We start from the raw sequence: 17,376 nt of genomic DNA on the forward strand, positions 1-17,376 counted from the left end.
ATATTGCATGATAAGAATGATGCGCATATCACCCCATCAGCATAAGCAGGGATGTCATCTATCGCTGTATAGCGTGATGAATGGCGCTGTGCGGCGGGTCACCGCGCGGGCATAAAACGAGGGGGCTAAGTACAGAATTGGGGGAATGAAAGGACTCGGAAAGCTGTTCTGAGCGAACAGCTCTCTCAATAGAGTACCCTGATCAATATTCAGGCAAAAAAAGCAATTCGATATTGGAAGACCTGACGGGCTTCTTCACCGGTCTGCAAGAAAAAGCGCTCGCCGTCATAGGTAGCAAGCTGCCACTGATCTTGAGCTGTCAGTTTGACTTCATAGATTCCGGTCATGCGTTACGATCCTTGTGACTCCATGATTCGATCGTAAGCAGCATATACATTAATCGTGGCAACAATGTGACGAGTAATCGACTATTAGTGAGGTTATTTCTTTACGATAGCTCCACGGAGCGTCCCGATAGAAGGGTGAAGACCCCACGCCATCGCGTTCGTGAGGTGCTTCTCTGGACATCCGATAGTTCGATCAACGGCTCGTCATGCTGGCATTCATTCGACCAATGTACTGGCTTCTGACACGGTTTCATTCTGCTCGCGCAGTTCCGGCCAGATCTGCCACCAGTCGTCCGGACGCAGTTCGCGGCGGGTGACGTGACCGTTAGTGGCCTGTTCGATGCCGGTTGCCGCTTTGGCTGACGGCTGCTTGTGACCGTAGCCGATCAGGCGCAGGTAGCTGTAAGTGACGCCTGTGCGTTCGATGGTTTCAGCATCAGCATTGCGCAACCATTCAAGTAATTTAAGATTCTTCATTGTCTTCTCCTTTTGAGAATCATTTGTGTTTCAATCAATCGTATGGTCTGCCACGACAAGAACGCCGCTTCCTTGCCGTGGCAACGATGCCAGGCATGAAATCCACTGCAGAACATGCGGTACATCCAGAGATGTGATGTCCCTGCGAAGGGCACCATCGACCCGGTCACGAACGAAGCGCCAGAAAAGGCGTCATTTGGTTGCCGAGAAAGCGTGGTCACCAGAGTGACAGGCACCGGATTGCCTTCTTCGAAAATGAAGACGCCGTGTTTCGCCCACGACAGGGTCGTACAGCAGTCGCAATGAACAAACTGGCAATTCTGTCAGTTAGGAAACAGAAACTGGGTGACGGCCGATAAATCAGGTGCGATGCGACATCCTCTGACACCTCATCCGACTACCTCTATCACCCCCCAAGTGCCTTCGTTTATTTGTCTGTCCTGTTATAGCGGCTGACAAATGAACAAGAACCTTTTTTTAGACACTTGGATGCCATACTCTCGCCTTCAGTGCCGTTGGGGGATTCCCTTGTTCAACGTTTTACTTCACTTTCGTGCAGGAGTGACTGCATTTGGTGTTGTCGCAACGAGACATACAATATCCCGATGGCATTGTGTGTCAAAGCCACAACCGACGCGCTATTGCGGCTCATTTCACTGACTAAAATGCCTATGGAACACTATGTTACCTGATCTTTTGGTCAGGTTGGCAAATATTGTGAACCCATCATGTTTCTATCGCAATAATGTCTAAAATTTTTTACAAATGCCAGAGCTAAATGATCACCAATGGCGTCCAAATAAAAGTGTTAATCGATATATGAATGATTTTGGAGCGGCTTTTATTTTTATGTCGTGCGGCAGTTCGCGGCATATATAAGCCTTATTTAAGGGGTTTGAGCCAATATGTGCCGCGCATGTGATTCGCTTAATCGAAGCTGTTGTGAGGCCTTATGACGCATTAGGGCAGGATGACGCATCTGGTGAAAAAGCGCCCTTCGCTGTCGATATCGGCCGTTTGAGCCTCTTCAGGTCGCTCCCGCACGCGGCACACCCTTTATCCAGTGACTACACTGCTGTTGCTATGTGACTTTTTAGGCAGCGGTTAGAGCGCTGCTCCACGAATAGGGCGTGAGGAGAACAGGGATGATGTCTTCTTCCAAAAGCGTACGTGCGCTGATGGGCGTAATGATGGGTGCGGGGATGGTTGCGGTGTCTCTGGCGGGGTGTCAGAAGACCGATACGGATGCACTAAACGCGCAGGTCGCTGAGCTGCGCAGCCGGGTGGACATGCAAGCACGCCAGATGGATATGGATCGCCAGGCACTGTTGCAGCACGACATCGTGGTGTCTCGTTTTGAATATACCGAATTCGATCCGGCTCAGGTGCGCTACTTCAGTCTCAACAACGGCGTGGTCAGCCTGATTGGTCAGCTAATACAAGTGAAGCCACTGCCTGATGGCAAGGGCAGTGCATTGACGCTGCGTGTTGCCAACAACGGCAGCGTTGCCGTCTTCAACCCGGGATTCATGGCCCAGTGGGGGCCGACGATGCCGGTAGGCGACAAAATCGCGCCTGAGCAAGTCCAGCAGTGGCGCAAGGCGCTGCATTCATCTGAATTCCGTGGTCAGCTACAGCTGGCTCCCGGCAACTGGACCGAGATCACCTTGTCGCTGGATGGCGTACTGCCCGAGCAGCTGCACTACCTGCGCTTGACCATGCTGATGGATCAAGTGGCCTTTGGGGGTGCGCTGGCCGCTGTACCGGCCGCTCCGCAGGCTCAGATGCCCGCACCCGCACAGGGCAGCGCGCCGGCTCATCGCTAGAAAGCCCGCAGAACCAAAGAAGCCTCTCTCGTGTGGTCCACGAGAGAGGCTTTCTGCATGGGTTCGCAGCGTTGCAGCGGCCCTATGCGGTGACGACGTGCCAGCGTAGCGTTTCACCCGCGCGGAAGGGGTGCAGGTCCTGCCCGTTGTCCGTAATGCGCTCCGGTACGGTGTGATCGTTGCGCTGCAGCGTGATTCGCTCTTCGTTGAGCGGCAGGCCGTAGAAGCGAGGGCCGTTTTCACTGCAGAATGCTTCCAGATGATCAAGCGCACCTTCGTCTTCGAATATCTCGGCGTAGGTGGACAGTGCCGTCGGGGCATTGAATATTCCGGCACAGCCGCAGGCGCTTTCCTTGGCCGTACGCGCATGCGGTGCGGAGTCGGTACCGAGGAAGACGCGTTCGAAACCGCTGGTCGCCAGTGCGCGCAGAGCCTCGGTATGTTCGCGGCGTTTGAGGATCGGTAGGCAGAACAGGTGCGGGCGAATACCGCCCACCAGCATGGCATTGCGGTCGATCAGCAGGTGCTGTGGTGTCAGGGTGGCGGCCGTGTGTGGCCCGGCTTCGCGCACGTAGTCTGCCGCTTCGCGGGTCGTGATGTGTTCCATCACGATGCGCAGGGCGGGATAGGCTTTGCGCAGCGGCTGCAAGACGCGGTCGATGAAGGCGGCCTCGCGGTCGAAGATGTCGATATCGGCATCGGTGACTTCACCGTGGATCAGCAGCGGCATGTCGATCTCCTGCATGGTCTCTAGCAGGTCGGTGATGGCGTGCCAGTGGCTGACACCAAAAGCGGAATTGGTGGTGGCGTGCGCAGGATAGAGCTTGGCAGCGGCAAACAGCCCCGACAGGAATCCTTCGCGCAGCACCCGTGGGTCAAGCCCTTCAGTTAGATAGCACGTCATCAGCGGGACGAAAGTGTCTTTTGGCGGGATGGCCGCCAGAATGCGGTCACGATAGGCGAGCGCCGCTTCCACGGACGTGATGGGCGGTACGAGGTTCGGCATGATGATGGCGCGCCCAAAATGAGCGGAAGACCACGGCACAACGGCCTTCAGCATGTCAGCATCGCGGACGTGCAGGTGCCAGTCGTCCGGTCGACGCAGTGTCATTGTTCGAATCGTCATGGAAGTCTCTCATTGCGGGTCTAAGGGGGTGCGTCTTGGTACAAAATGCCGCACCGCGAAGAGCTCTGGAGAAAAATGCTCAACTTTCAGCGAGATATACCGAAGTCAATAACTGACGTGTTCACAAGATTGAGTTCAGTAACGGCAGACTTATTGAGTAACCCCATTCCAGAGCGTTGTTCAAGGGAACGAGCCTGTTGATACCGAGTGAGTACGCACTCTATATTTACCGGTGGCATGACGACACAACTGTGTCGCGTGTTCGCTGTCAGTCAGTCGCATCACATCATGGAGAGTTGCGGATGAAGCGCCGTCGTAAACCGGATCTGGTCATTAGTCTTGTCTTTGCCTTCGGCATCGGGCTTGCGGCAACAAGCTATGCTCAGGCGCTATTGGGCGGCTGACACTCCCTGATCCAGTGCTGTTCTTCCGATTCGCCATCGGTCTCTGTCGTGCCTGCCTTGTCTTGGGTGGGCACTGTCCTTTCTGGGCCGTCATTGTGGGGACAGGCAGCGCGTTCCCGTCACGATCATGTCCAATGGCACATCCCATGCTTCCGTCGGTAGTGCAGCCACTTCCTGCACATCATGCGCCAGTCCGATCAGTCGTGGCCGTTTGAAGGCCCGTTCACCGTAGCGTGCACGGCTGAAGGTGCGGTCATAGAAACCGCCGCCCATTCCCAATCGCGCCCCTTGCGCATCAAAACCTACCAGTGGCATCAGTACGATGTCGAGTGCCCAGGCGGAACACCTGTGTGCGCGGCAAGCGTGATGAGGCAGCACGGGCTCAAGCAGCCCGAAGCGATTGCGTGTCAGACGTGTATGGGGCGTTAGCTTGATAAACCAGAGCCCCGGGGTTACGGACGGGCGCAGTACCGGCACATAGACGCTGATATTGAAACGCTGTAGCCAATGTACCAGCGGCATGGGGTCTAGCTCACCGTCAGCGGGCAGGTAGAGGGCGACGCGCTGTGCACGACGCAGCGCTCCATGACGAAGCAGTTGAGTGACCATGCCTCGTGCGGCCTGACGTTGCTGTCGAGACGTAAGATGACGACGTCGTTGGCGAAGTTCGCGGCGTAGCGATGCACGGGATTGGGCGCAGGACGGTGTGGGTATCGACGGACAGACGGGGGAAACTACAGAAGAATGTATGCGAGCGATGGGGCGTACAGGGACAAGACGATCATGAATCAGGCGGCCAGCACGCTGGGGACGATAGCGTAGGCGAGGGACAGCGCGAGAAGAGCGCAGGGGCATATAAGAGTTCTCCAGAATGCCGCAGTCGTCAGGGCCCTGAACCTACAGGTTCAGGTGGGTAACCTCAAAGGGTGCGTTAGGCGTTCCGACGCACGGACATGCACACGGCTCCCTCATGTTGGCTTCCCGGGGATAATGCATAGGCTCGAGGGACAAATGACGTCCGGCGAACACCCCAGAGAACACGTTAAGTTTAACAGACATGAGGGGCATTTAACAAAGCGCTTTGATGTCATTCTTTCGGGGACAACTGGCGGTCGACGCGTGCCAGTGCTCCCTCCAGACGCGAAATCATGCCTTCCACCTGATGCTTCTGATCTTTCAGCGTGGAAAGGCAGTCCAGCAGCTCATGCGTGATGTTGAGCGCCGCCATCAGGGCGATCTTTTCATTGTCGTGCGTCTTGATCCGCGACTTGATGCCTTCCAGTGCGTTGTCGAGGTAGCGCGCCGAGCGCAGTAGCGCTTCTTCTTCGCCGGGTCGGCAGCTGATGGTGTAGGTATGCCCCAGCAGGGTGATGTTGGTCGTGGTCGGCGAATCGCTCATTTAAAAGGCTCCTGCAGGAATCGGGCGGCAGCCAAGGGCGCTGAATCACGACAAACACGCTGTTGGCTGCAGACTGGCTGGAAGCATGGCTCCGGCCTTGTACAGTGGGCCTTATCTTATGCCAGTTACCCTTTGGCCTCTAGGGGGCGGGTGCTATCGATCACTTTGGGGTAGGCCTACAGTGGTTATGCCGCTGATGGAAAAAGCGTATTGGTGCCTCCGATTTGAAAGGCATGCAAGATGAGTCTGACCGTGTGCCATCAGAGGATGCCGCTGACCTGTAACGCTAGAGAGCGGCGAGAGCGGACTGAAAACGTGACGGCAAGAGGACTTGCTGAGGCGTGCAGTGATGACGGTGTCCTGTGGGAAAGACGGGGGGCATCGTGCGAAGAATACGCCGCAATTTCCTGCGGGCATGCGGTGCCATGCAATGGAAATCACTATAAGATACTGCCATATTTTATCGTGCTAAATGCGCCATTCCCCTGCCGTTGGAGTCTTCATGGTCACTGAATTCGTTCCCAAAGAAGCCCCTCTCGATTTCTTCGAAATCGCTGATCTTTTCCTGAGCTATGGCACTTTCACTTCACCGGCTTTCTACGATGGGCGTCTGGTGGCGTCACTGGCGCTGTCTGCAAACAGTGACGATGCCGAAGCGGCAGAACAGTGGCTGATGAGCATCTGCGAAGTATTGAGCGTGGAGTCCCCGCGTTCGCGTGAAGATGCCGAGCTGCTGCTGCGCTGGCGCGCTCAGGATCGCGAGGGCCTTGCCAGCGATGATATGAGCTTCGAGCCGCTGCTGCCGGATAGCCTCTTTTCTGTTGCCGAGCGCGTGCGGGCACTGCAGGAATGGACGCAGGGCTTCGTTGAAGCACTCGACGACTACGGCATCGAAAGCGATGAGCTGGTCTCGGCACCGCTCAAGGAAGCGCTGCAGGACATCCGCAAGATCGCGGAATCCGATATTGCCAGCGAGTTCGAAGAGATCGGTTTCGACGATCAGGGTGAGCACGAAGGCGATCTGCTGGCGCTGCACGAGCACGTGCGCGTGGCCTGCATTCTGCTGTGGCTGGAACACCATCCGGGTCGTCCGACCGTCGAAAACCCCGATGACGATGGCACCTCTCCAGCACCGACGCTGCACTGAGCGGCCTTCCTCCGTCGTCTTCTAGTTACAGGGAGTGGTGATGACCGACAAAAGGCCCATTCAGGTGGATATTGCGATCGTGGGGGGCGGGCTGGTGGGGTCGAGTCTGGCCTGCGCCCTCGCCCCGCTGGCCGAGCGTCATGGGTGGCGGGTGGCCATCATTGAGGCCATGCCGCTCTCTACGTCAGGCGAGCGCTCCTATCAGCCGAGCTTCGACGAGCGTTCCAGCGCCATTGCGTTGGGATCTCGGCTTCATTTCGAGCATATCGGCATCTGGGAGGCGATGGCGGAACATGCTAGCCCCATTCGTCATATTCATATCAGTGAACGTGGCCGGCTTGGCTCCACGCACATGCATGCGCAGGACGTGCATGCTGAGGCGCTGGGCTATGTCATCCCAAACGCCTGGATGGGACAGGCGCTGATGGCTCGGCTTGATACGCTGCCGCTGCAGCGCTTTTGCCCTGCACAGGTAATCAGTGCCGAACCATTGCCTGAAGGCTATCGGCTGGCGCTGGACAGCGGGCAGATGATTGATGCGCGCCTGATGGTATTGGCCGATGGTGGTCGCTCCCCGATCAAGTCGCTGCTGGGTATCAGTGATCAGGTGCATGATTATCACGAGCACGCGCTGATCGCGAACGTTGAGATCAGCCGCCCTCATCAGGGCATTGCGTATGAGCGTTTCGATAGTGCGGGACCGATGGCCCTGCTGCCGCTCGAAGGTCAGCGCATGGGATTGGTGTGGACGCGTGCCCCCGATGAACTGGCAGCGCTGCTGGCGATGAGCGATCGAGAGTTTCTGGCGGCATTGCAGGACACTTTCGGTGAACGCGTCGGGCGTTTCCGCAAGGTCGGCTCGCGCCATCACTACCCACTATCGAAGCGGCAGGCTTGCGAACAGATCCGTCCTCACCTCGCCATTCTGGGCAACGCTGCGCATTCTCTGCATCCGGTGGCTGGGCAAGGATTCAATCTAGCGCTGCGTGGTGTGATGGATCTCTGTGCGGCGTTGGAGGATCAGGCTCAGCGTGGCGAACCGCTCGGCAGCATGGCGGCACTCAGCGATTTCGAACATCGCCGCAGCCAGGATCGGCTACAGATCGCAGAAGGCAGTCATCTGCTGGTATCGCTGTTCGGCATCGACAATATGCCACTATCACATCTGCGTAGCTTAGGGCTGGCCACGTTGGACAAGGTCGGGCCGCTGCGTCGTGCCCTGATGCGCCGCGCCATGGGAGTCGTACGATGATGCATGACGTCAAGGAATCACCGCTGACGGCGCCTCGCTATGATGTTGCCATCGTTGGTGGTGGCATGGTTGGCGGCACGCTGGCCGTACTGCTGGGGCGGCAGGGCTTTCGAGTGGCGGTGATTGAAGCGAGTGATATGTCGCCGCGCTGGCAGCCGGAGTGCGTCGACGCACGTGTGAGTGCGCTGACAGAAGCCTCTCGTCAGTTGTTCGAGACGCTGGGACTGTGGCCGCATATGGTCGCGCGTCGCGTGACACCCTATACACAGATGACCGTCTGGGATGGTGCCGGCAGCGGCGAGATCCACTTCGATGCCGAAGATGTTATGGCTCCTGCGCTGGGGCATATCGTCGAAAACAGTGTCATCACGGATGCGCTGTGCGAGGCCCTGCAACAGCAAGACAATATCCGTTGCTGGCCTTCGATGCAGGTAACGCAAGTAAGCGAAGTGCGTCCAGCTGCACCGTACGGTACGGTTCGAACCCTGACGCTGAACGATGGGCGTACCCTAGAGGCTGCCCTCGTAGTGGCTGCTGACGGAGCACGTTCTCCGCTGCGTCGCATGGCGGGTATTGGCACGAAGACGTGGGACACCCATCAGCAGGCCGTCGTGACTGTCGTGACGCATGAACGTGCTCACCAGCAGCAGGCACAGCAGGTGTTCTTGCCGACCGGGCCGTTGGCGTTCCTGCCTTTGGAAGGCGAGCGTGCCGAAGGGCATATGTCTTCCATCGTGTGGTCGGCGGATACCGCTGAGGCTGAGCGCCTGATGGCGTTGGAGGAGGCCGACTTTGCGGTCGCCTTGGCAGATGCGTTCGAACAGCGCCTAGGGAGTATCACTTCCGTGGGCAAGCGGGCCGTCTTCCCGCTGGTACAGCGTCATGCCGCGCAGTACGTACAGCCTTCTCTTGCACTGGTCGGGGACGCGGCGCACGGCATTCATCCCTTGGCGGGACAGGGGGCCAATCTGGGCTTTCTTGATGCTGCCGTGTTGGCGGAAGAACTAGGGCGTGCGCACCGGCAGGGCGCTCCGATCAGCGATCAACGCGTACTGGCGCGCTACGAGCGACGCCGACGCATGGATAATGCCACCATGCTGAAGGCAATGGAGGCGTTCTGCCGAGGGTTCGGAGAGCAAAATATTTGGGTGAAGTGGGCGCGCAACGCGGGGCTGCGTGCGGTGGACCGCTGCGCACCTCTCAAACGCTTCTTCATTCGTCAGGCACTAGGTGATCGGCCAGATTTGCCAGAAACGATGAAAGCCTAGCCACGGGTGTTGCCCGTCAGACGCAAGAACCCCCTGTGGATATTGAATTATCCACAGGGGGTTCTTTGTTATGAGGAAGGGGTCGGTTCGCCCGAACGAACGTGTATGACCTGAGCGGCTGCCATGCGGTCGTGCAGTGCTAGCTTTCTGCGTCCGCAGGCCATCACATAGCCCAAGCCCAGCAGCTGCAGCGATAGCCCCTTCGAAAACTGTCGGCCCAAGGCCCGCATAAAGGTGAGCCGGTGTCCATGAGTGTTCGTGACCTGAAGCTGGCAGATTCTCTTGCCGAGCGTGGCCTGTTTAGGTGATGACTCCAATATGGCGTGGTAAAGCGTCGTGACGATCGTCAGTACCAGTATGAACAGCAGATGGAGCAGGATCAGCTTGAAGTGGCCCCAGATGGCAATTTCTTCGATCATGCTGTACGTGTTGTGGACGGCGCGCAGCATAATGCTGAAAAAGGCCAGTGTGAACAGCGAGTATGTGCCGACTGTAAGCAAGCACTTATCAATGACAAAGGCTCCGGCTCGTCGCCAGAATCCAGCACGCAACATCGGTTATCCCCCCTCCTGAAATGCCAGAACCGTCGCCTAGCTAACGAATGTGCTGGTGCGGTTATCCGCGTCGGCTGCCTGACGATGCTTATCGTTGTTGACGACGAATGAATCGGTCACCAGATCGTGCAGTGCCTGTTTGCGACGTGTGAAGGCAGCCATCAGATACCCGATACAGAAGATAAAGCCGGAAACGTATTTCGCCAGTGTCCGTGCGACAGACTGCAGGAGTGAGACGCGCTCACCGTTGCGGTTGACGACCTTGATGCCGAGCACACGCTTGCCGAGGGTGGCCTGATAGCGAGAGGCTTCCTGCAGGCTGAAGTACAAGGTTTCGACCACCAACATGATCGGCGATAGTGCGCTGACCATTTCCGACGTCAGCGCCGAGAAAGCGCGCTGGGCGTATTCAATATCCGCACTGGCAAGTGCCTGTTGATAGGTGAGGAGGAACGGTTCCAGCCTAGGCATGTAGAAGATGACGATGGGAATGGTGAGGACAGAAATAATGAGCATGTCGATCAGGCGTGCTGCCAGTCGTTTCCAGAAACCTGCCGGTATCATAGGACGTTTCCCCGTAGCAATAGGCGCGGTGCCATCGCCGACGTCATTGCCGATGATGACTATTGGTTTGTTCCGGTGCGTTCGTTACAGACGCAGATGATAACGATTAACCCTAAGGGCAGGAAGGCAGCAGGGAAACATGGCCTGTCCCGCAAAGCAGGGCCACAGGCAGGATGGCATGCACACGTTGCACGCTTGCACCGTGTGCATGAGAGGATCAACTGGTATGCGATGGCGTGTTGAGATGCTTGAAAACGGCCATACCCTTCAGCAGTTGCAGCGCTTCCTGTACCTGATAATCGTGCGCCAGCGTACCCGTCGGAGCCGCATCTTGATCGGCTGTCGCGCCTTGCTGTGCATTGGCGAAGTGCCCTTTCAGATCGGCTTCCTTGCGGATAGGGGCTTTGGTCGCCAGCGGCTGTACGTTGGCAGGCGCAACGGTGATATCGGGCTGGATGCCTTCGGCCTGAATCGAGCGGCCATTGGGCGTGTAGTAAAGCGCGGTGGTCAGCTTGAGCCCGCCACCGTTTTCGAGCGGCAGCACGCTTTGAACGGATCCTTTACCGAAGCTGGTCGTTCCCATAATGACCGCACGATGGTGATCCTGCAGGGCACCGGCCACGATCTCGGCTGCCGATGCGGTGCCTTCATTGATCAGTACCACCATTGGTGTGGACGGCAGCATGGCATCGTGAGCCGTGCTGTAGCGCATGTTGCTTTCCTTGAGGCGGCCCTGGGTGTACACGACCAGTCCATCGTTGACGAATGCGCTACTGACATCGACGGCACCCTGCAACACCCCACCGGGGTTGTTGCGCATATCGAGCACGATGCCCTCCAGTGCGCCCTGTTGCTGTAGATGATCAAGCGCCTGGCGCAGTTCTTGCCCTGTGCGTACTTGGAACTGGCTGATGCGCACATAGCCGATCGTGCCCAGTCGCTGTGCGCTGATGCTGGGTGTCTGGATGCTGGCGCGCTTCATCGTGACCGTTCGCGGTTCGCCGCTGCCCGCGCTCTGGACCGTCACCGTTACCGATGAGCCGATGCTGCCGCGCATCATGGTGACGATGCTTTCAAGCGGGATGCCGTCCAGACTACGGCCGTTGACGTTCAGCAGTACGTCGTGCGGCTTGAGTCCTGCCTGTGCGGCTGGAGTGCCGTCAATCGGTGAAATGATCGTTGGACGACCCTTCTCCACTCCTACTTCCAGTCCGACGCCGCCAAATTCACCTTCAGTGGCTTCGCGCAGCTGGCGCAGCGCTTCGGGATCGAGATAGGACGAATGCGGATCGAGCTGCTGCACCATGCCTTTCATGGCACCTTCCAGCAGTTCCTTGTCGTTCGTTGGGTGAACATAGGCCCGTTTGATACGTTCGAAGACATCCGCCATCGCACTGATCTCCTTCAGTGGCAGGGCGTCGGGGGCTGTCTCCCGAGGGGCCTCTGTCTCGGCTGCCCACGTCGACAGGGGCAGCATCAGCACTATGCTGCCGAGCAGTGCTGAGCGGAGGAGGGAAAGCGCGTGCATGGAATCTCCTTGGATGCAGGCTAGGCATGTAACGAGGGTGGTTATCCTGACCAACCCATGGGGTCGATAGGGCGGCCCTGGCGTCGTACTTCGAAATGCAGCGCCGGACTGCTGCGTCCACCGGTATCGCCGACCGTGCCGATGATGGTGCCTTTGCGGACCCTATCGCCGGTAGAGACGCTGTTGCGCTGGTTGTGTGCATAGACGGTCATGGCTCTGCCGTGATCGACGATGACCAGATAGCCGAAACCGTTGAGCCAGTCTGCGAAGACGACCTGACCCGCCGCCATAGCGTGAATCGGCGTACCCGCAGGGGCTGCGATCAGCATACCATTCCTGTCGATGCCGTCGCCCTGACGGAACGACGCGATAATGCGTCCATCGACCGGCCAGCGCCCATTCCATGCGGTGTCGAGACGTGGTGTCGCAGCCTTGGGTGACATTGCCGCAGGGGGCGTGTCATCGTCGGGTGCTTCCGCGTTCAGCTCTTCATCGGTGAGGCCGTCGGGTTCTTCCGTCGAAGGCGCGGACGGCGTGCCTGACTGCTGTTGCTGGCGTCGTCGTTCGGCGGCGGCTCTGCGTGCTTCTTCGGTGCGGGCACGCTCGGCAGCAACGGCTCGTTCTATCTGTTCGATGACGGCCTCGGCCTGATCGCGTTCCTGCGTCAGCGATTGCAGGCGTACCTGATCGCTCTGGAAGCTGTGCGCCAGTTCATCTAGTGCCTGCTGGCGCGAGGACTGTTGCTGCACGAGTATACGTTCGCGCGCCTTCTGGTTATCGATGAGAGTGGCGAGCCGCTTACGTTCTTTTTCCGCTTCACGGCGGTTGGTCGCAACTTCGCTGTCGAGGCGTTGCAGCGTTGCCAGACGCTCGTTACGGGCTTGATCCAGCGCATTGAAATAGCGCTGGTAGCGTTCGAGGCGTGTGGGGTCATGCTGTTCCAGCAACAGCTTCAGCTGCGGCTCATGACCGAGACGGTAGAGGGCCGCCAGTTGTTCGGCCAGAGCCTGTTGCTGCCGCTCGCGTTCCTTCTGCAGCCCACTGGCCTGTTGGTCGAGCTGATTGAGGCGCTGTGACACTTCACGCTGCTGGCGAGCCAGGTCGTCCAGTTGCGCGTGGGTATCCGCCAGTGCCGACTCGGCATCCCTGATGGCTTTGCGGGCAGCGCTCTGCTGTTGCTGAGTGCTGTCGAGCTGACGGCGAGCCTTGAGGATGTCGGCATTGATTTGACGCAACTTGGCGCGCGACACGCCGGGGGAGGATGGCGTAGCCTGCACAGAGGTGACCGAACTGCCGATGAACATTGCAGCGAGCAGCGCTGTCAGCCAGTATCGCTTTCCTGCGACCGTACGGCGTGAAGGGGAAGAAGGAAATGCATTACCTTGCATATCGGCGGAATATCCTTTGCGCAGTGGCGATTCGCTACGTTATCACATGACGCGGTCAGTCTTGTGTCGAAGGCACCTCACGGTCAGCGTACGGCCCATCATCGGCGGTCACAGCAGCGCATCAATAGGTCGCCGCAAACGAGAGGCGCGCGATCGAGTGGTGTATACTGGCGGCGCTGTATGACGGCCACCCATTCCGTATGCCCTGGCGCATACATCAGCAAGAGTATGTCAGTCTCATGAACTTCGATCACCTTCTCGAATTTGCGCTCTATCAGCACCCGATTCTCGTCGGCCTGTTCATCGTCCTGCTGCTGATCTGGCTGGGATACGAAATCGGCCGCAACAATGCCAACGCAGTGACCATCCATCAGCTGACGTCACTCGTCAATCAGCACGAGGGCGTGGTAGTGGACCTGCGCGACGCCAATGCGTTCCGCAGCGGTCATATCTCCGGTGCCATCAACATTCCGGCGGCTTCCCTTGCCACGCGCACGAGCGAACTTGAGCGCTTCAAGGAACGCCCCATCATCGTGGTCTGCAAGATGGGCCAGCAGTCAGGGGCCGCAGTGGCTACCTTGAAGAAGGCTGGTTTCAAGCATGTGGCACGCCTGCGCGGTGGTGTCGATCAGTGGCAGGCCGAGAACCTTCCGCTGGTTAAGAAATAAACGCGCCTTTCTGTGTGTCAGCATAGCGGAACTCGCTGCAGCGCGCGGGCTGACGACGCTCATCGAACGATAGAATACGAGCGATAGAACGTTGCTGCCCGTGCGTTATCGGCAGGCGATAATCATCATCACCCGCCTGTCGTTTCAGACGTACACGTTTTCACTTTCATCATCAGGGAGAAGATTGATGTCTCAGGACAATATTCAGGACGATCAGGGCCAGCAGTCGGAAGTGCAGTTCGCCCTGCACCGCATTTACCTGAAAGACGCATCGTTCGAATCGCCGCATTCACCGGAAATCTTCCAGCAGTTCCAGCCGCAGGTCGCACTGGATATCGGCACATCTGCACGTAAGGTTGCTGACGATTTCTATGAAGTGGTGATCAGTATCACGGCCGATGCCAAACACACCGAATCCAGTAACACTATGTTCCTGGTGGAAGTGCAGCAGGCTGGCCTGTTCCAGATCACTGGCGTGAACGAAGGTCAGCTTGATCACATGCTCAACACGTACTGCCCGAACATGCTGTTCCCGTACGTGCGCGAATGCATCGATAGCTTCGTAACCCGCGGTGGTTTCCCCGCGCTGATGCTTGCGCCGTTCAACTTCGATGCGCTGTATGCGCAGAAGCTGCAGCAGGCCAGCGAACCGCAGCCGAACATCCAGTAAGACGTCTTATGTCATAGACCGCTTGCTCACACGGCGCGGCATGTCCTTCCCGACATGTCGCGCCGTGTGCATGGCGGGTTACGATTTAACGAACAGCACGAAGGAGAGTCGCATACCGATGCGCATCTACGTCGATACGGACGCTCTGGCAGCAGCTTCCGCAGGAATGATCTTTACCCTCCCTGACGCCCAGGCCCATCACGTTGGGCGCGTCATGCGTCGCCGCGTTGGTGATGCCGTACGCCTGTTTGATGGTCGCGGTCACGAGTTCGAGGGCGTGCTGTCGGTCGTGGACCGCAAGTGTGTGTCGGTAACACTGGGCGAACCTGTGGCGGTGACGCCGGAATCGCCGCTGAGCGTGCATCTGGGGCAGGCCATCTCCAAGGGTGACCGCATGGATATTGCCATCCAGAAATCGGTCGAGCTGGGCGTGACGGAAATCACCCCGCTGTATACCGAGCGCGGTGACGTGCGCCTCAAGGGTGAACGTGAAGAGCGAAAGTGGCAGCATTGGCTGGCGGTCGCGGCCAGTGCCTGCGAGCAGTGCGGGCGTGCCACGCTGCCGATCATCCATGCGCCGATGGCGCTGAGCAGCTGGCTTGAACAGCGTGATGAACCGATGAAGCTGATGCTTCAGCCGGGCCGTTCTGCACTGGAAGACCACGAGCACAACCCTGGGCGAGCAGCCCTGCTGATCGGGCCTGAAGGCGGGTTCACGGCAGATGAGATCGACCAAGCGGCCGCACAGCATTTCGAGATCCTGTCGCTGGGGCCTCGCATCCTGCGCACAGAAACGGCCCCGATCGCAGCCATGACGTTGCTGCAGTACCGTTACGGCGATCTTCGCTGATCTCTCTATCCCTTCTCTTTGCACATCCTGCCACCCCTTCCCTCTTGGTCGAGCATGACCTGTTGCGCCATACTGAGCCGATAGGCCATGCTCGGTATGGTCAACCGCATTCATCAATCCTGTTCGAGGTATGTCATGGCGCACGCGTTGAAGATCGGTATCGTGATGGACCCCATTGCGAACATCACCTATCGCAAGGATTCTTCCCTTTCCCTGCTGTGGGCGGCAAAGCGGCGCGGATGGTCGCTGTACTATCTTGAGCAGGAAGACCTCTATCTCGATCAGGGGCGCGCTTTCGGGCGTGTACGTGATCTGGACGTGTTCGAAGATCCTGAACACTGGTTCGAACTGAGCGAGCCGCGAGCGATGCCGCTGGCAGAGCTGGACGTGATTTTGATGCGTAAGGATCCGCCGGTCGACCGTGCTTTCCTTGATGCCACGCATCTGCTGGGATTCGCCGAACGCGAAGGTGTACTGGTCGTCAACCCGACGACCGTGCTGCGCGAATGCAATGAAAAGCTGTTTGCCCAGCAATTCACGGATTGCATCGTGCCGACCGTCGTTTCAAGCAATAAGGAGATTCTCAAGGCGTTCCATCGCGAACATCGTGACGTGATCTTTAAGCCGCTTGATGGCATGGGCGGCAGTGGCATCTTCCGCATCACTGAAGACGGCCGCAATCTGGGGTCCGTCATCGAGCAGCTGACCGAGCTGGGGCATTACCAGATCATGGCGCAGCGCTTCATTCCTGAAATCACCGAAGGGGATACCCGTATCGTGGTGATCGACGGAGAGGCCGTACCGTTTGGCCTGGCGCGCCTGCCTGCCGAGGGTGAAGTGCGTGGCAACCTGGCCGCGGGCGGCCACGGTGTCGTGCGTGCGCTCAACGACCGCGACCGCGAGCTGGTCGCGCGCGTAGCTCCTGTTCTTAAAGAAAAAGGCATCATCATTGCTGGGTTGGATGTGATCGGCGGCTATATTACCGAAATCAACGTCACCAGCCCGACCTGCTTCCGTGAAATAGATGCGCAGGAAGGCACCGATATTTCCGGACGCGTCATGGACGCTATCGCACGTAGGATGGCGGCACGCGCCTAAGCGTTCCGAGTCCGATGCTCATGATGCGCCAAGCAGGTGGCTTTCCATCGGCCAGCGGTTCTCCTTTGCGGAGGGCCGCCTGTGGTCGGATTTATCGTCTCTGGTGCGTAGCAGGGGTCATCGTGCTGCATGTCGGCATTGTGGCCGGGCTGTGGACGATGCCGCTGCCGACACTGACTGAGCCGTCTTCACCCATCGTGATTCAGCTGGCGACGGTTGCTGCACCACACCCCAATGTTCAATCCCCGCCAGCGGACGTTGTACCGCCGCCCCCTCCGCCGACTAAACCGACACCGCCGCCCAAGGCCGCACCAACGCATCGCAGCGCACCCTCTCGTGCGAGCAGCAACGGTGCGGTTCATCAAGCGCGGCCGTCAGTTGCGTCAACGCCGCCCGCAGGAGGCGATATGCTCGGCAACGCTCTGGCGGACGTGCACCAGCAGGCTTGGCAGAGCACCAGCCAGCGTTACGCGCAAGACAGCGCCAGCAGCGTACAGACGGCCCTGTCCCGCTATCGTCAAGACTGGGTGCGTGCCACGCAGACCTATATCGATCTCCACTTCCCTAGAACGCGTCGCGATGCCCGCCTAGAGTTCAACGTTACCGTCGATCGCCAAGGCAGGCTGCTGGGGTTGGACATGGTACACTCTACGGGAGATGCCGCTCTGGATACGCAGGCCTTCAAGGCCATCCGTGCGGCAGCGCCTTTCAGGCCTTTCGATGCGGGAATGGGGAATCGGCAGACGCTGACGTTCCGGCAAGGATGGGTGTTCAATCAGGGCGCATTACTGGAACCTTGACGAGTGGAGT

Annotated in this window: 18 protein-coding genes and 1 other RNA gene; 9 read left to right on the forward strand and 10 right to left on the reverse strand. The window is 58.4% G+C overall.

Annotation, left to right across the window (positions count from 1 at the left end; all coding sequences use genetic code 11):
- Positions 1-209: 209 nt before the first annotated feature.
- On the reverse strand, positions 210-347 hold the full coding sequence (locus tag ACMHYW_RS00880; RefSeq protein ID WP_156934023.1) for a hypothetical protein: 138 nt from the start codon (positions 345-347) through the stop codon (positions 210-212).
- A 216-nt stretch (positions 348-563) separates the two neighbouring features.
- Complete coding sequence (locus tag ACMHYW_RS00885; protein ID WP_051523651.1) at positions 564-824, reverse strand: transcriptional regulator; 261 nt, start codon at positions 822-824, stop codon at positions 564-566.
- A 1,148-nt stretch (positions 825-1,972) separates the two neighbouring features.
- Here ACMHYW_RS00885 and ACMHYW_RS00890 point away from each other — a divergent pair.
- On the forward strand, positions 1,973-2,650 hold the full coding sequence (locus tag ACMHYW_RS00890) for a hypothetical protein (RefSeq protein ID WP_414500504.1): 678 nt from the start codon (positions 1,973-1,975) through the stop codon (positions 2,648-2,650).
- A gap of 82 nt (positions 2,651-2,732) precedes the next feature.
- On the opposite strand, the gene pyrC is transcribed toward ACMHYW_RS00890, so the two are convergent.
- The 4 genes from pyrC to ACMHYW_RS00910 form a co-directional block, all read right to left on the reverse strand.
- Complete coding sequence (pyrC, locus tag ACMHYW_RS00895) at positions 2,733-3,776, reverse strand: dihydroorotase (protein WP_414500505.1); 1,044 nt, start codon at positions 3,774-3,776, stop codon at positions 2,733-2,735.
- 494 nt (positions 3,777-4,270) lie between these two features.
- On the reverse strand, positions 4,271-5,035 hold the full coding sequence (locus ACMHYW_RS00900) for a 5-formyltetrahydrofolate cyclo-ligase (RefSeq protein WP_414500506.1): 765 nt from the start codon (positions 5,033-5,035) through the stop codon (positions 4,271-4,273).
- Positions 5,036-5,039: 4 nt separating this feature from the next.
- Positions 5,040-5,220, reverse strand: a non-coding RNA gene (ssrS, locus tag ACMHYW_RS00905) — 6S RNA.
- 47 nt (positions 5,221-5,267) lie between these two features.
- Positions 5,268-5,579: a cell division protein ZapA gene (locus ACMHYW_RS00910; RefSeq protein ID WP_414500507.1), complete on the reverse strand. Its 312-nt coding sequence runs from the start codon at positions 5,577-5,579 to the stop codon at positions 5,268-5,270.
- 502 nt (positions 5,580-6,081) lie between these two features.
- On the opposite strand from ACMHYW_RS00910, the gene ACMHYW_RS00915 reads away from it, so the two are divergent.
- From ACMHYW_RS00915 to ACMHYW_RS00925, 3 genes are read left to right on the forward strand one after another with little or no spacing between them, the layout of a single operon-like run.
- Positions 6,082-6,726 carry a UPF0149 family protein gene (locus ACMHYW_RS00915; RefSeq protein ID WP_414500508.1) on the forward strand — a complete coding sequence of 215 codons (645 nt, stop codon included), beginning with the start codon at positions 6,082-6,084 and terminating at the stop codon, positions 6,724-6,726.
- Positions 6,727-6,766: 40 nt separating this feature from the next.
- Positions 6,767-7,978, forward strand: coding sequence for a 2-octaprenyl-6-methoxyphenyl hydroxylase (ubiH, locus tag ACMHYW_RS00920; RefSeq protein WP_414500509.1), 1,212 nt, complete (start codon positions 6,767-6,769; stop codon positions 7,976-7,978).
- A complete protein-coding gene (locus ACMHYW_RS00925) occupies positions 7,975-9,246 on the forward strand; it encodes a UbiH/UbiF/VisC/COQ6 family ubiquinone biosynthesis hydroxylase (RefSeq protein WP_414500510.1) in 1,272 nt (423 codons plus the stop codon). The genes ubiH and ACMHYW_RS00925 overlap by 4 nt, the downstream gene beginning before the upstream one ends.
- 68 nt (positions 9,247-9,314) lie before the next feature.
- Here ACMHYW_RS00925 and ACMHYW_RS00930 read toward each other — a convergent pair whose 3' ends face one another.
- The 4 genes from ACMHYW_RS00930 to ACMHYW_RS00945 form a co-directional block, all read right to left on the reverse strand.
- Positions 9,315-9,800 (reverse strand): RDD family protein, encoded by a 486-nt coding sequence (locus ACMHYW_RS00930; protein ID WP_414500511.1) that lies wholly within the window; start codon positions 9,798-9,800, stop codon positions 9,315-9,317.
- Between the two features lie 36 nt (positions 9,801-9,836).
- The gene (locus tag ACMHYW_RS00935) at positions 9,837-10,364 is read right to left on the reverse strand and encodes an RDD family protein (protein ID WP_414500512.1); all 528 of its coding nucleotides are present in this window, start codon (positions 10,362-10,364) and stop codon (positions 9,837-9,839) included.
- 217 nt (positions 10,365-10,581) lie between these two features.
- Entirely contained in the window at positions 10,582-11,892 is a 1,311-nt protein-coding gene (locus tag ACMHYW_RS00940; RefSeq protein WP_414500513.1) for a S41 family peptidase, read from the reverse strand.
- Positions 11,893-11,933: 41 nt separating this feature from the next.
- Positions 11,934-13,280 (reverse strand): murein hydrolase activator EnvC family protein, encoded by a 1,347-nt coding sequence (locus tag ACMHYW_RS00945; protein ID WP_414500514.1) that lies wholly within the window; start codon positions 13,278-13,280, stop codon positions 11,934-11,936.
- Between the two features lie 239 nt (positions 13,281-13,519).
- On the opposite strand from ACMHYW_RS00945, the gene ACMHYW_RS00950 reads away from it, so the two are divergent.
- The 5 genes from ACMHYW_RS00950 (at position 13,520) to ACMHYW_RS00970 (ending at position 17,366) form a co-directional block, all read left to right on the forward strand.
- Entirely contained in the window at positions 13,520-13,948 is a 429-nt protein-coding gene (locus ACMHYW_RS00950; RefSeq protein WP_414500515.1) for a rhodanese-like domain-containing protein, read from the forward strand.
- 187 nt (positions 13,949-14,135) lie between these two features.
- A complete protein-coding gene (secB, locus tag ACMHYW_RS00955; protein WP_414500516.1) occupies positions 14,136-14,618 on the forward strand; it encodes a protein-export chaperone SecB in 483 nt (160 codons plus the stop codon).
- Positions 14,619-14,736: 118 nt separating this feature from the next.
- Positions 14,737-15,468 carry a 16S rRNA (uracil(1498)-N(3))-methyltransferase gene (locus ACMHYW_RS00960; RefSeq protein ID WP_414500517.1) on the forward strand — a complete coding sequence of 244 codons (732 nt, stop codon included), beginning with the start codon at positions 14,737-14,739 and terminating at the stop codon, positions 15,466-15,468.
- 135 nt (positions 15,469-15,603) lie between these two features.
- Positions 15,604-16,566, forward strand: a complete 963-nt coding sequence (gene gshB / locus ACMHYW_RS00965; protein ID WP_414500518.1) for a glutathione synthase — start codon at positions 15,604-15,606, stop codon at positions 16,564-16,566.
- 20 nt (positions 16,567-16,586) lie between these two features.
- Positions 16,587-17,366, forward strand: coding sequence for a TonB family protein (locus ACMHYW_RS00970; protein ID WP_414500519.1), 780 nt, complete (start codon positions 16,587-16,589; stop codon positions 17,364-17,366).
- Positions 17,367-17,376: the final 10 nt, after the last annotated feature.

Origin of the sequence: Zymobacter sp. IVIA_12111.31 C1, assembly GCF_047495495.1 — a bacterium.
Classification (GTDB): Bacteria; Pseudomonadota; Gammaproteobacteria; order Pseudomonadales; family Halomonadaceae; genus Zymobacter.